Below are 13556 nucleotides of genomic sequence, written 5' to 3'. Positions count from 1 at the left end.
TAGCGCGATAGCGGGAGAGAGGTACTGGCAAGCGAGGAAAATGTGATCCCCGGCCATTACTGACCGGGGAAGGCGATTAATGAGCGCGGCCTTGTTCGATACCAATGCCGGTTTGTGAACGGATAAACTGCGCGCGGAACAGCTCGCGTTCACGTTTACCCTCTTCGGAATTGTCGGTGGCAGAGAAGATCCAGATGCCGATAAACGCCACGGCAATGGAGAACAGTGCCGGGTATTCATACGGGAATACCGGTGCGGCATGACCGAGGATCTGTACCCAGATGGTGGGGCCGAGGACCATCAGGATCACCGCCGTCAGTAAACCCAGCCAGCCGCCGATCATTGCGCCGCGCGTTGTCAGCTTCGACCAGTACATTGAGAGCAAAATAATCGGGAAGTTACAGCTGGCAGCGATGGAGAAAGCCAGCCCGACCATAAACGCGATATTCTGTTTCTCAAACAGGATCCCCAGCAGGATGGCCACCACGCCCAGCACCAGTACGGTGATTTTGGACACCTTCAGCTCCTGCCGTTCGGTTGCGCCTTTACGGAACACGTTGGCGTAGAGATCGTGAGACACCGCCGATGCCCCCGCCAGCGTCAGCCCGGCGACCACCGCGAGAATAGTGGCGAAAGCCACGGCGGAGATAAAGCCCAGGAACAGGTTGCCGCCAACGGCATCTGCCAGATGTACCGCCGCCATGTTATTGCCGCCAATCAGCGCGCCCGCTGCATCTTTAAATGCCGGATTTGCCCCCACCAGCATGATCGCGCCGAAGCCAATGATAAAGGTCAGAATATAGAAATAACCCATAAAACCGGTGGCGTAGAACACACTCTTACGGGCTTCCCGTGCGTCGCTGACGGTGAAGAAGCGCATCAGGATATGCGGCAAGCCAGCGGTACCGAACATCAGCCCCAGGCCAAGCGAGAGGGCGGAAATAGGATCTTTCACCAGTCCGCCGGGGCTCATAATAGCGCTGCCTTTCGGGTGCACGGCCATGGCTTCGGTAAACAGGTTATTGAAGCTAAAGCCAACATGCTTCATTACCATAAAGGCCATAAAACTGGCACCGAACAGCAGCAGCACGGCTTTGATAATTTGCACCCATGTGGTGGCCAGCATGCCGCCGAACAGCACATACATCACCATCAACACACCGACCAGTACAACGGCAACATGGTAGTTCAGGCCAAACAGCAGTTGGATCAGTTTGCCTGCACCCACCATCTGAGCGATGAGATAGAGCGCCACTACCACCAGCGAACCGCAGGCCGAGAGGATGCGAATAGGGCCTTGCTTCAGACGATAAGAGGCGACATCTGCGAAAGTATAGCGTCCAAGATTACGCAGACGTTCTGCAATCAGGAACAGAATAATCGGCCAGCCGACGAGGAAACCAAGCGAGTAAATCAGCCCATCGTAGCCGGAGGTGTAAACCAGCGCGGATATCCCGAGGAATGACGCGGCGGACATAAAGTCCCCGGCAATGGCCAGCCCGTTTTGAAAACCGGTAATGTTGCCGCCCGCGGTGTAGTAATCGCTACGCGAACGGACGCGTTTGGAGGCCCAGTAAGTGATATAGAGCGTCAGCACCACGAAAATCAGAAACATGATGATCGCCTGCCAATTGGTAGGCTGGCGTTGTACCGCGCCGGTAATGGCATCGGCGGCACTGGCGGTAAAAGGAAGTGTGGCGGCAAGCGCCGTCAGGACTCTCATCATGATGCTTTTACCTCGCTCATCACTGCTTTTGTCAGGCGGTCAAACTCCCCGTTCGCCCGCCAGACGTATACGCCGGTCAGCAAAAACGAAATCACAATCACGCCAATGCCGATGGGAATGCCCCGCGTCACACTGGTGCCCGCATGCAGCGGTGTCCCAAGCCAGGCTGGCGCAAACGCAATTAACACGATAAAGCCGACGTAAATGATCAGCATGATGATGGAAAGGGTAAAGGCAAACCGTTGCCGTTTTTCAACTAACTCCCTGAAATGCGCACTGTCTTCAATCTGTTGATAGATGTTATTCATCGCAGATTCTCCAGAAGTTTCCCCTTCGTCTTTTACGCCGCAGGTGTGCTGGCTGCACTCGCTTAGCCCATGCGCCTGGGGATAAGCGCCTTTGCCGCCTGCCTGCAACACGAAATCCGTTGGGGGGTAGGGTTTTTTATTATTCCCTCTCCCGGAAAGGGAGAGGGTTGAGCTGAGGACAGAATTACGATGGCATGGTAATGGCCTGCTTCTCTTCGAGCAGTTTGTCTACCACGCCCGGATCGGCGAGTGTGGAGGTATCACCCAGGTTACTGGTATCACCAGCGGCGATCTTGCGCAAAATACGGCGCATGATTTTGCCAGAACGGGTTTTCGGCAGTGAGTCGGTCCAGTGCAGCACATCCGGTGTTGCCAGCGGCCCGATCTCTTTGCGAACCCAGTTGCGCACCTCGGTATACAGTTCCGGGGAGGGCTCTTCGCCATGATTCAGGGTAACGTAGGCATAAATCGCCTGGCCTTTAATATTGTGCGGGATACCCACAACGGCGGCTTCGGCGATCTTCGGATGTGACACCAGTGCAGATTCAATCTCAGCCGTACCGAGCCGGTGGCCAGAAACGTTGAGCACATCATCCACACGACCGGTGATCCAGTAGTAACCATCTTCATCACGGCGTGCGCCGTCGCCGCTGAAGTAGCAATTTTTAAACGTGGAAAAGTAGGTTTGTTCAAAGCGTTCATGATCGCCAAACAGCGTGCGCGCCTGGCCCGGCCAGGAATCAGTGATCACCAGGTTCCCTTCTGTTGCGCCTTCCTGCGGGTTCCCTTCGTTATCGACCAGCGCAGGCTGAACGCCAAAGAACGGGTGCGTGGCGGAGCCGGCTTTCAGTTGGGTTGCGCCAGGCAGCGGGGTGATCATAAATCCGCCAGTTTCGGTCTGCCACCAGGTATCCATCACCGGGCATTTGCCATTGCCAATCTTCGACCAGTACCACTCCCAGGCTTCCGGATTAATCGGCTCGCCGACAGATCCAAGAATACGCAGTGATGAGCGATCCGTACCGGCAATCGCTTTGTCACCTTCTGCCATCAGCGCACGGATAGCGGTCGGCGCGGTATAGAGGATATTCACCTTATGCTTGTCGACCACCTGGCTCATGCGTGCCGGGGTTGGCCAGTTCGGCACACCTTCAAACATCAGCGTAATAGCGCCGCAAGCCAGCGGGCCGTATAGCAAATAACTGTGGCCTGTCACCCAGCCCACATCGGCGGTGCACCAGTAAACATCGCCCGGATGATAGTCAAAAACATATTTAAAGGTTGAGGCGGCATAGACCAGGTAACCCCCGGTAGTATGCAGCACGCCCTTGGGTTTACCGGTAGAGCCAGAGGTGTAAAGAATGAACAGCGGAGCTTCGGCACCGACTTCCACCGGCTGGTGCTGATCGCTGGCTTTTTCGGTCAGGTCGCTCCACCACAGGTCGCGGCCCTCATGCCAGTCAACGTTGCCGCCGGTGCGTTTCAGTACCACTACATGTTCCACACTGGTCACGGCGGGGTTTTTCAGCGCATCGTCGACGTTCTTTTTCAGCGGAATGCTACGCCCTGCGCGCACACCCTCATCGGCGGTGATCACCAGCCGGGAGCTGGAGTCAACAATTCGTCCGGCGACGGCTTCCGGTGAAAAGCCGCCAAAAATGACAGAATGCACGGCACCAATGCGTGCGCAAGCCAGCATCGCAACAGCGGCTTCTGGCACCATTGGCATATAAATAGCCACCACATCGCCTTTTTTAATGCCCAGTGAGACCAGTACATTGGCAAAACGGCAGACATCCCGGTGCAATTCACGGTAGGTGAGGGTTTTGCTCTGGCTGGCGTCATCCCCTTCCCAAATGATCGCTGGCTGATCGCCGCGCTCAGCCAGATGGCGATCCAGGCAGTTGGCCGCCAGGTTAAGCGTGCCGTCTTCATACCATTTGATCGACACATTGCCAGGCGCAAAGGAGGTGTTTTTTACCTTGCTATAAGGTGTGATCCAGTCAAGGATTTTGCCTTGTTCGCCCCAGAACGCTTCAGGATCGGTCACCGATTGCTGATACTTCTCTGCATACTGCTCCGGATTAATCAGGCAATGTTCCGCAATGTTTGCGGGAATATCATGTTTATGTATCTGGCTCATGGCATTTGCTCTCCTTGTAGGATGTTAATGATATGTCACGCAAACGTTAATTGAAGATGCGTTGCCCGGTTTGTTTATTATTTGCGCGACAGATCACGCATTAATTGCATGGGATGAAAAACCAGCAAAATAAATGCGCTAGCTGCAAAAAGCGGGCGAAAAACACCCAGCGGAGATAAATAAGCTTCATAACAGTAGGTTATGGAAAATGACGATTCGATTACACTTTGACGCAGGCCCGGTTGAGAACATTCTTAAAAAAATGCCCGTCAGGGCAGCGTGTGCATGCGCCGGTGCTAGAGTACCGACGGGATAATCGCAACGGAGAAAGCGATGACGCTTCCACACTGGCTCACTTCTATGTCCACCCTTGAGATGACTTCGCTGTGCATTGGCATTGCGACGCCGTGCGTATTTATGATCGCCACCTGGCTTACGTTCAGAGGCAGCGCTGCCAGCGAAAGGGCTGCAAAGGTATTTCTGAAACGCGATAGCTGGCCAGGGGAATTGCACAATACCCGTATCGAAAGCTGGCAGCAGAGCAATATTCTCTACGGCGGCAACCTGTTTTTTGATATCTCTTTCTACCTCGGCCACTCTCAGCAGCTTTATAGCGCTAAGGCATTAATTACATTGGGGCAGGTTCACTTGCTGCGAAAAGGGCTGCCGCTGGTGGTGAAAACCGGCAAGCGAGGTCGTATCGCAGTGATGCAAATAGGTGCCTGGCAAGCTGAAAACACGTGAGTCGCCACGAGCCGGTTTATACATGAAAGAAGGAAAAGGATGTTATGGATTTGCTGCCAACACTCGCGATGTGGCTCTGTATTATTCTCTGTTCCGGGGGGCTTGTAATCGTCTTTATTGGCGTCCGAAACTCTGTTATTTCTTCGCGGGAAAATGAAGCGATTAAACGCACCGGCATTGAGACAGTGGCGCGAATTACCGATGCCCGACAACCTGACGGCCGCACTACCGAAGGGGGGATATTCCTGCAATTGACGCTGGAATTTACTGCTGGCACCAGGCCGATCGCCACCCAGCGAGAGATCATTGTTAAGGTTTTTGACGCCGACAAATACCGCCGCGGGAATACGGTCGTAATCCGTTATCGGGACGCTGACCCGACGCAGCTTGTTATCATGGGCGATGTCGGAAATTAACCTCGGAATGTTATGTGTATGTTAACGACTCACCGCTGAGCGAATGACTGGCTGATGGATAAAAAGCAGTCGAAATTTCCATGTTCGATGACCGGTGTGGCATTATTGCCGGTCAAAAAATACGCAAATGAACATCATTCGGTGAATAATTTCCAAAAGTAAATATTGTAAATGGTCTTGTAGAAAACTTTTCTATAACAGCAAGTTATAAGTAATAACTGAAATAAAAAGCCATTTTTATGAGAAAATTCAGTCAAACCCCCTTACGGTATAGGGTTGCGTATTACACCCTGCAAATGATACTGATAATGCGCTTTAAAAAACCCCGCAATACCGTGCGATGCGAATCATACCCTTTCAGTATGTGTCGTTCCTGACCATGGAATGGTGCTTCATTGAGGATGTCTGTAATTATGAAAAACATGAAAGTCAGCCTGGCCTGGCAAATTTTGCTGGCCCTGGTGCTGGGTATTCTTCTGGGTAGTTACCTGCATTATCACAGCGACAGCCGCGAGTGGCTGATTGCGAACCTCCTGTCTCCGGCAGGCGATATCTTTATTCATTTGATTAAAATGATTGTGGTGCCAATCGTTATCTCCACGCTGGTTGTTGGGATTGCAGGTGTTGGCGATGCAAAACAACTTGGTCGTATCGGTGCGAAGACCATCATTTATTTCGAAGTGATCACTACGGTTGCTATCGTTCTGGGCATCACGCTGGCGAATGTTTTCCAGCCGGGTTCAGGTATTGATATGTCACAACTGGCGGCGGTGGATATTTCGAAATACCAAAGCACCACCGCAGAAGTGCAAAGCCACGCTCACGGCCTGATGGGGACGATTTTATCGCTGGTACCGACCAATATCATTGCGTCGATGGCGAAGGGTGACATGCTGCCGATCATCTTCTTCTCCGTATTGTTTGGCCTGGGGCTTTCTTCCCTGCCGGCAACGCACCGCGAGCCGCTGGTTACGGTGTTCCGTTCGATCTCTGAAACCATGTTCAAAGTTACTCATATGGTGATGCGTTATGCACCGGTAGGGGTTTTCGCACTCATCTCGGTGACGGTCGCGAACTTCGGTTTTGCCTCGCTGTGGCCACTGGCTAAACTGGTGATCCTGGTCTATTTCGCCATTCTGTTTTTTGCGCTGGTGGTGTTGGGCATCGTGGCGCGTATTTGCGGTCTCAGCATCTGGATTTTGATCCGCATTCTCAAAGAAGAGCTAATCCTGGCGTACTCAACGGCCAGCTCTGAAAGCGTGCTGCCGCGTATCATTGAGAAGATGGAAGCCTACGGCGCACCTGCGTCAATCACCAGCTTTGTGGTACCGACCGGCTACTCCTTTAACCTTGATGGATCTACGCTGTACCAGAGTATTGCTGCCATCTTTATTGCACAGCTGTATGGCATCGACCTGTCGATTGGTCAGGAGATTATTCTGGTGCTGACGCTGATGGTGACCTCGAAAGGTATCGCCGGTGTGCCTGGCGTTTCGTTTGTGGTACTGCTGGCAACGCTGGGTAGCGTCGGTATTCCGCTGGAAGGTCTGGCGTTTATTGCCGGTGTTGACCGTATTCTCGATATGGGCCGTACCGCGCTGAACGTGGTGGGTAATGCACTGGCAGTGTTGGTTATCGCCAAGTGGGAACACAAATTTGACCGCAAAAAAGCGCTGGCGTATGAGCGCGAAGTGCTGGGCAAATTCGACAAAACCGCCGATCAGTAAGCTTGCTGAAACCCTGTTAGCGCGCTCGCGCCGACAGGGTTTTTCGTTATCCCGTTACGCTTCTCATTCCTTCCCTTCCGTTTACCTAACTTGTTAACACCGCTTATCTAACTGCCATGCTGGTGAATAGCGAAGATCCGCTGATGCGCCTCTCAGGTGTGTTGCCCTGCAATCGCTCGGCGCGGGGCCTGTTGAGCGATATTTAACGTGCGCGGGTAACGCTTTTGCGGATCACGGCCAGGAAAACTTTCCCCCTGCCAGGTTTAGCCAGAGAGACAGGTTAATTTTTCCGCCACTCCCTGGTGTTGACGCTTTATTGTTAATTCCCAGAGGCTCCCACGATCAATAAAGGTGAGCAGCAGGATTGATACACAAAGAATTAATAGAATGCTTAACAAGTATCTTAATGGCGTCATGCCTTTTACTCTTTTTAAAGAAAAGAATAAGAAGCGAACTTTCAACCGATGTAGGAGTTGAGGAGTAGCCCTGGGTTATGGAAACAGATCCGGGGCTGACTTCTCCTATTCATAAATACTAACATGGTTAAATTTAAAAGGATTACGTGGCTGCCTGATATACTATTCCTTCACGTCTAAAATGAAGTATGTAATTTCCTTTGCGTTAAATTAGATTTTTATTCGGGCTTGCTCTCAAATATCATCTGTAATTTATTTATGTGCCTCAATAAAGAAAAAGCGGAGTGAATTAATCACTCCGCTTTAATAAGATGACTATGTTCGGTTATTAACCCAGCGCGCTTTCACGCAGTCGGGTTTTTAACTTATTGTATTCATCAATAACATATTGCTCGGCGGTGCGCTGATCGGCGATCGGCTCCACGCGCACGGCACAATACTTATACTCCGGCGTCTTGGTAATTGGGCTGAGGTTCTCTGTGACCAGCTCATTACAGGCACCAATCCACCACTGGTAGGTCATATACACCGCGCCTTTGTTAGGACGCTCGCTGACCTGCGCACGGGTGATAATCCGCCCTTTACGCGAGTTCACCCACACCAGCGCCTCATCTTCAATGCCCAGCCTTGCGGCATCGGCAGTGTTGATTTGCGCGTAGCCCGGTTCATCCGCCAGCGCGGCAAGCGCGGCGCAGTTACCGGTCATGGAGCGGCAGGAGTAGTGACCCACTTCACGCACGGTGGACAACACCATCGGATACTCTTCGGTCAGTTTATCCATTGGCGCGACCCAGTCGCAGGTAAAGAACTTCGCCAGTCCATTCGGGGTATCGAACTTCTCTTTAAACAGATAAGAGGTACCCTGATCGGCCTCCGATGTGTCGCGACACGGCCACTGAATGTAGCCCAGCTCACCCATTTTATCGTAGGTAGCGCCGTAGAAGTCCGGGCACAGATGACGCAATTCGTCCCAGATTTCCTGCGTGTTGTTGTAATGCATCGGGTAACCCATACGGGTGGCAATCTCACTGATAATTTGCCAGTCCGTTTTCAAGTCCCACTTCGGCTCAACCGCTTTAAAGAAGCGCTGGAAACCGCGATCTGCAGCGGTGTACACACCTTCATGCTCACCCCACGACGTAGACGGCAAAATAACATCCGCCGCAGACGCGGTTTTGGTCATGAAAATGTCCTGCACAATCACCAGCTCAAGCTCTTCAAACGCTTTACGCACTGCCGAAAGCTCGGCATCGGTTTGCAGAGGATCTTCACCCATAATGTACGCCGCGCGCACTTCGCCATGCGCGACGCGGTGCGGTAACTCGCTAATGCGATAACCGGTGTGCGCAGGCAGGCTGTCCACGCCCCAAGCTTTAGCGAATTTCTCGCGGTGCGCCTCTTCTTTCACGTACTGATAGCCCGGGAACGTGTCCGGTAGCGCACCCATATCGCAGGCACCCTGAACGTTGTTCTGGCCGCGTACCGGGTTAACGCCCACGTGAGCTTTACCCAGATTTCCGGTCAGCATCGCGAGACTGGTCAGCGAGCGCACGGTTTCCACACCCTGGTAGAACTGGGTGACGCCCATACCCCACAGGATCGCGGCTGTTTTTGCCCCGGCATACATACGTGCTGCCTGACGGATCTCCTGGGCGCTTACACCCGTGACATCTTCAACCGATTCCGGGGTATAGCCTTCAACGATTTTTTTATATTCTTCAAAGCCTTCCGTACGGCTGGCAACAAACGCCTGGTCGTACAGGTTTTCTTCGATAATCACCTGTCCCATAGCGTTAAGCAGGGCGATGTTCGACCCGTTTTTCAACGCAACGTGCATATCGGCAATGCGCGCGGTTTCAATTTTGCGCGGATCGCAGACAATGATTTTCGCCCCGTTTTGTTTCGCCCTAAGAACATGATTGGCGACGATAGGGTGAGAATCTGCAGGGTTATAACCAAAGATAAACACTAAATCCGTGTTATCGATTTCATTAATGGCATTACTCATCGCGCCATTACCGACCGATTGGTGCAGACCTGCAACCGAGGGGCCGTGTCAGACACGAGCGCAGCAATCGACGTTATTGGTACCAATAACGGCGCGCGCGAATTTTTGCATTATGTAGTTGGTTTCATTACCCGTACCGCGGGATGAGCCGGTGGTCTGGATAGCATCCGGGCCATATTTCTCTTTGATCGCGCTTAAACGCCCGGCGACATAGTCGAGGGCTTCATCCCAGGACACAGATTCCAGTTTGCCGCCACGCTGGCGGCGGATCATCGGGGTTTTCAGACGAGGCGTCAGGATTTGGGTATCGTTAATGAAGTCCCAACCGTAATACCCCTTCAGGCAAAGGGTACCCTGATTGGTCTTCCCCTGCGCTGCTTCAGCCCGAACGATTTTGCCGTTATCGACCACCAGATGGATTTTGCATCCCGAGGCGCAATACGGGCAAACCGTGACGACTTTTTTCATCACTTTCGCTCCAGTTAAAATTGTCTTCCCCATTATGCATCTTCTATGCCATAGCGTTATTGGGGCTATTAACGGATATTACGGCGCAAATTTGGTCAAAATACTGACGAAACGCAGGTCATCGTCAAAAGTGACGTGTCGAAAGGCGAGGGGATGTGACCCCGATTAAAAAACCGGCATTTATTCACTGCATTTATCGTTGGCTGCTTACAGAATGGATCACACTTAGCCCAACAACGCCTGCGGATGCGACAGATGAAACCTGCAATTCTGGTGGTAGATGACGATACGGCGGTATGCGAACTGCTGGAAGAGGTGCTCAGTGAGCATGTCTTTATGGTCTACGTCTGCCATAACGGGCTGGATGCGATAGCGCTTGCCGGGCAGAAACCCGATATCGCGCTGGTGCTGCTGGATATGATGCTGCCGGATATCAACGGATTGCGTGTTTTACAGCAGTTGCAAAAACAGCGGCCTGAACTGCCGGTCGTGATGCTAACCGGTTTAGGCAGTGAGTCGGATGTGGTGGTCGGGCTGGAAATGGGCGCAGACGATTATATTGGCAAGCCTTTCAACGCGCGCGTGTTGGTGGCGCGGGTTAATGCGGTATTGCGCCGCACTGGCGTGCTGGCGGCCGACACCGCTGGCGTGAAAACGGCAGGTTTCCTGTTTAACGGCTGGCATCTCGATCCTGTGCGATGCGAATTGTTTAACCCGCAGCAGCAGAATATTGCCCTGACGCAGGGGGAATACAGTTTGCTGCTGGCACTGGTGCAAAACGCCCGGCGAGTGCTGAGCCGCGAACAACTGCTCACGTTAACCCATAGCGAAAGCGTCGAGGTTTTTGACCGTACCATTGATGTGCTGATTATGCGCCTGCGGCGCAAAATCGAGCTCAATCCGCACCAGCCTGCTTTTATCAAAACGCTGCGCGGGCTGGGTTATGTCTTCGCGGCTGATGTTATTGATAACGCGAAAGCAGCCTAGTTGCCTTGCCTTGCGCATTATCGGGCCGTTAGGTTGCGGCGGCGATCTCCGCCTGCAACGCCTCCAGTGTTTTGGCGCCGTCAATGGCGTTAGCGCACAGCAGGCTGGCGCGGGCGCAGGTATGGGCTAACTGGACGCTGGCATGCAGTGTCCAGTGTTCATGGCATCCGTATAAAAACCCGGCGCAGAACGCATCACCCGCACCGACACTGCCGATAATTTCCGCCTGGCTTAACATACGCGAAGGGATCCACTCTCCGGCCTGCCCGGCGGCTTCACCCCAGGCACCTTCCGGGCAGTGGATCACCACCCGCTGTTTTACGCCTGCCGCCAACAGCTTTGCCGCCGCTAACGCAATATGGTCAATATGGGGTTTGTCGTCTGTGGTGCGCATGGCAAGCCCGCTGAATTCGCCGGCTTCCAGTTCATTAATCACCAGATAATCCAGGTGCGTCAGGCACGGCAACACCAGCGGCTGATAGCGCGGATCACCCTTGCGTGATACCAAATCCAGCGAGGTTTCATAACCCTGTTCGCGCATCTGTGCCAGTAATCGCGCGCTGCGGGTGCCAAATTCTTCATCCGGCATATCCAGGCTGTCGAGCAGCAGTAAATAGCCGAGATGGAAGATTTTCATGCTGCTATCAAGGCTATCAAAGGCGGGGAGATCCAACAGGCGGTTAGCGCCAGGCGAGTGAAAAAAGGTGCGCTGCCCGGAGGGATCGGTCATTACTTGTGACATTGATGTCGGCGCAACGTGCGTGCGCTGGACATGCTGGCGGTTGATATGGTACTGCTCCAGCATCGCCATAATGTAGTCGCCATCGCTGTCTTCACCCACCAGCCCCACCGCCTGTAGCGGCATGCCCGTATGCATTTTCGCCAGCGTCAGCAGCACATTCAGCGGCGCGCCGCCGGTAGAACGCTCGCTATGCGTGATTTCCGCCAGCCAGCCGCGCTCCGGCCATTGCACAATTTGGTGAACATGATCGACCAGCATATTACCCGCGGCGATAATCCCTTTGCGTTCCATCAGAGTTGCCCCGCACTGCCAAAAATGCGCATTTGCCCGGCAACCGTGTCCGTAATGGCCTCTTCAACCCCCAGCAACAACTGCGCGAACTCATCATACAGCGGCTGGCGGTTTGCCATTTGCCGTTCAATAGCGCCCAGCGCCGCCTGCGACATGCCGGTGTAGAAGTTGATTTTATGGATGCCCAGCGAAATCGCGCGCCGGAAATCGGCATCGCTGATACCGGAACCGCCATGCAGCACCAGTGGCAGACCGGTCTGCTGGCGAATCGCGTCCAGTCGCTCAAAGTCGAGTTTCGGTTCGCCCTTGTACTTGCCATGCGCATTGCCAATGGCCACCGCAAGCGTGTCGATACCGGTGCGATCCACAAAGTCCCGCGCCAGTTGAGGGTCGGTAAAATAGGCCTCATCAGCGTGACCATAGAGTGCACCGCCTTCATCGCCACCTACCGCGCCCAGTTCCGCCTCGACCGAAACGCCGACGGCATGGCACATTTTCACCACTTCGCGGGTCTGGCGAATATTCTCTTCGTACTCCAGCGTGGAGCCGTCGAACATGACAGAGCTAAAACCGAGACGCAATGCGCGCACCACTGATTCAAAATGCAGGCCGTGATCGAGGTTCAGTACCACCGGAATATCATGGTGCGCGGCTTCATACTTCACCGCCTCCACCAGGGACTCCAGCGAGATATATTTAAAATGGACTTCGGCAATATTGATGATAAAAGGCGACCGCTCCTGTTTTGCAGCGGCAAACAGCGCACGTAAAAAGTGGGTGTCGAGCACGTTGAAGGCACCTAAGGCATAGTGGTGCTCGCGCGCATGCGCCAGCCCGTCGGCGAGAGAAATCATCGGCATAGCTGTCCCCTTTAACCTGAAACTTATCTCAGAAACAGGTGATATTCGTTACACAGCACCAGTTGTGCTGGTTCGTCTTCCAGAACGTTGTTGAAGCGATCAAACTGTTGCAAGAAACGGTTGTCATGCTCGTCATCGTTGACCGAGGAGACTTCGCCGACCAGCACATCGCCGAAGCCCGGTTCGCCCCAGAAGCTGTGATACAACCCTGGTGTGAGTGTGATGCTTTCCCCTGGTGAGAGGCGCAACTGGCTGCCTGCCGCGTGAGTCTGAATGCAGCCATCAATGACTACGGTAACGTCGTTGCTGTCGGTTTGTTCCTGCGCATCGGCGTTCCACAGTTCGATAATTAAATTGCCGCCGCCGCGATTAATGATGTCTTCCCGTTTACGCCAGTGGAAATGCATGGGTGTAATCTGCGTGTCGCGCACGTGCATGATCTTTTCCGCGTAGCATTTTTCATAGGGCGCACCATCGGGTGAGCCGTTGCGTAAGGTGAAGAGCGTTAGCCCTTGCGCGTCGAAGTTCGATCCGCCAAAAGCGGTGACATCCCACCCCAGTTTCAGATCAAAAACTTCGCGCCAGGCGTCCCGGTCCAGTTGCTGCCATTTGGTTGGCGGAAAACTGGCGAAAGGCGGCAAATGCACATCATGCATGGAGAAGAACTGCCGCGTATGCCCGAGAATTTCATTAATCGCAGAGCGTTTCATGGTTTCCCCT

The 13556-nt window shown here is 53.4% G+C and carries 12 protein-coding genes; 4 read left to right on the top strand and 8 right to left on the bottom strand.

What is annotated here, in order from left to right; genetic code table 11:
- Positions 1–76: 76 nt before the first annotated feature.
- The 3 genes from actP to acs all read right to left on the bottom strand — a co-directional run bounded on the left by actP (position 77) and on the right by acs (position 4177).
- Entirely contained in the window at positions 77–1726 is a 1650-nt protein-coding gene (gene actP / locus ACUY4S_RS21375; protein ID WP_312690335.1) for a cation/acetate symporter ActP, read from the bottom strand.
- Entirely contained in the window at positions 1723–2034 is a 312-nt protein-coding gene (locus ACUY4S_RS21370) for a DUF485 domain-containing protein (protein WP_312690514.1), read from the bottom strand. The genes actP and ACUY4S_RS21370 overlap by 4 nt, the downstream gene beginning before the upstream one ends.
- A gap of 184 nt (positions 2035–2218) precedes the next feature.
- Positions 2219–4177 carry an acetate--CoA ligase gene (gene acs / locus ACUY4S_RS21365; RefSeq protein WP_458022815.1) on the bottom strand — a complete coding sequence of 653 codons (1959 nt, stop codon included), beginning with the start codon at positions 4175–4177 and terminating at the stop codon, positions 2219–2221.
- Between the two features lie 333 nt (positions 4178–4510).
- On the opposite strand from acs, the gene ACUY4S_RS21360 reads away from it, so the two are divergent.
- The 3 genes from ACUY4S_RS21360 (at position 4511) to gltP (ending at position 7064) form a co-directional block, all read left to right on the top strand.
- Positions 4511–4921 carry a hypothetical protein gene (locus tag ACUY4S_RS21360; RefSeq protein WP_312690332.1) on the top strand — a complete coding sequence of 137 codons (411 nt, stop codon included), beginning with the start codon at positions 4511–4513 and terminating at the stop codon, positions 4919–4921.
- 44 nt (positions 4922–4965) lie between these two features.
- Positions 4966–5337, top strand: a complete 372-nt coding sequence (locus ACUY4S_RS21355; RefSeq protein ID WP_312690331.1) for a DUF3592 domain-containing protein — start codon at positions 4966–4968, stop codon at positions 5335–5337.
- 413 nt (positions 5338–5750) lie between these two features.
- Positions 5751–7064, top strand: coding sequence for a glutamate/aspartate:proton symporter GltP (gltP, locus tag ACUY4S_RS21350; RefSeq protein ID WP_312690330.1), 1314 nt, complete (start codon positions 5751–5753; stop codon positions 7062–7064).
- A 263-nt stretch (positions 7065–7327) separates the two neighbouring features.
- Here gltP and ACUY4S_RS21345 read toward each other — a convergent pair whose 3' ends face one another.
- Both ACUY4S_RS21345 and fdhF read right to left on the bottom strand, forming a co-directional pair.
- Positions 7328–7480: a Hok/Gef family protein gene (locus ACUY4S_RS21345; protein ID WP_458022816.1), complete on the bottom strand. Its 153-nt coding sequence runs from the start codon at positions 7478–7480 to the stop codon at positions 7328–7330.
- A 328-nt stretch (positions 7481–7808) separates the two neighbouring features.
- Positions 7809–9956, bottom strand: a complete 2148-nt coding sequence (gene fdhF, locus ACUY4S_RS21340) for a formate dehydrogenase subunit alpha (RefSeq protein ID WP_312690326.1) — start codon at positions 9954–9956, stop codon at positions 7809–7811.
- Between the two features lie 255 nt (positions 9957–10211).
- On the opposite strand from fdhF, the gene ACUY4S_RS21335 reads away from it, so the two are divergent.
- Positions 10212–10943: a response regulator gene (locus ACUY4S_RS21335; RefSeq protein ID WP_458022818.1), complete on the top strand. Its 732-nt coding sequence runs from the start codon at positions 10212–10214 to the stop codon at positions 10941–10943.
- A gap of 28 nt (positions 10944–10971) precedes the next feature.
- Here ACUY4S_RS21335 and ACUY4S_RS21330 read toward each other — a convergent pair whose 3' ends face one another.
- Genes ACUY4S_RS21330 through ACUY4S_RS21320 form a run of 3 tightly spaced genes read right to left on the bottom strand, consistent with a single transcriptional unit; the run spans position 10972 to position 13546 of the window.
- Positions 10972–11979, bottom strand: coding sequence for a carbohydrate kinase family protein (locus tag ACUY4S_RS21330; RefSeq protein WP_312690512.1), 1008 nt, complete (start codon positions 11977–11979; stop codon positions 10972–10974).
- Positions 11976–12836: a ketose 1,6-bisphosphate aldolase gene (locus tag ACUY4S_RS21325; protein WP_312690322.1), complete on the bottom strand. Its 861-nt coding sequence runs from the start codon at positions 12834–12836 to the stop codon at positions 11976–11978. Before ACUY4S_RS21325 ends, ACUY4S_RS21330 begins: the two co-directional genes overlap by 4 nt.
- A 23-nt stretch (positions 12837–12859) precedes the next feature.
- Positions 12860–13546, bottom strand: coding sequence for a D-lyxose/D-mannose isomerase (locus ACUY4S_RS21320; RefSeq protein WP_312690320.1), 687 nt, complete (start codon positions 13544–13546; stop codon positions 12860–12862).
- Positions 13547–13556 lie beyond the last annotated feature (10 nt).

This window comes from Kosakonia beeri (genome assembly GCF_054165705.1).
The sequence above is the reverse complement of the archived record's forward strand: the minus strand, read 5'-3'. Positions and strand labels throughout refer to the sequence as shown.

What these genes read in the sequence shown, in the direction of transcription:
- ACUY4S_RS21325 (WP_312690322.1), bottom strand. Translation starts at nt 12,836, where the DNA reads ATGCCGATGATTTCTCTCGCCGACGGGCTGGCGCATGCGCGCGAGCAC.
- ACUY4S_RS21370 (WP_312690514.1), bottom strand. Translation starts at nt 2,034, where the DNA reads ATGAATAACATCTATCAACAGATTGAAGACAGTGCGCATTTCAGGGAG.
- ACUY4S_RS21320 (WP_312690320.1), bottom strand. Translation starts at nt 13,546, where the DNA reads ATGAAACGCTCTGCGATTAATGAAATTCTCGGGCATACGCGGCAGTTC.
- ACUY4S_RS21345 (WP_458022816.1), bottom strand. Translation starts at nt 7,480, where the DNA reads ATGACGCCATTAAGATACTTGTTAAGCATTCTATTAATTCTTTGTGTA.
- actP (WP_312690335.1), bottom strand. Translation starts at nt 1,726, where the DNA reads ATGATGAGAGTCCTGACGGCGCTTGCCGCCACACTTCCTTTTACCGCC.
- ACUY4S_RS21360 (WP_312690332.1), top strand. Translation starts at nt 4,511, where the DNA reads ATGACGCTTCCACACTGGCTCACTTCTATGTCCACCCTTGAGATGACT.
- gltP (WP_312690330.1), top strand. Translation starts at nt 5,751, where the DNA reads ATGAAAAACATGAAAGTCAGCCTGGCCTGGCAAATTTTGCTGGCCCTG.
- acs (WP_458022815.1), bottom strand. Translation starts at nt 4,177, where the DNA reads ATGAGCCAGATACATAAACATGATATTCCCGCAAACATTGCGGAACAT.
- ACUY4S_RS21355 (WP_312690331.1), top strand. Translation starts at nt 4,966, where the DNA reads ATGGATTTGCTGCCAACACTCGCGATGTGGCTCTGTATTATTCTCTGT.
- ACUY4S_RS21335 (WP_458022818.1), top strand. Translation starts at nt 10,212, where the DNA reads ATGAAACCTGCAATTCTGGTGGTAGATGACGATACGGCGGTATGCGAA.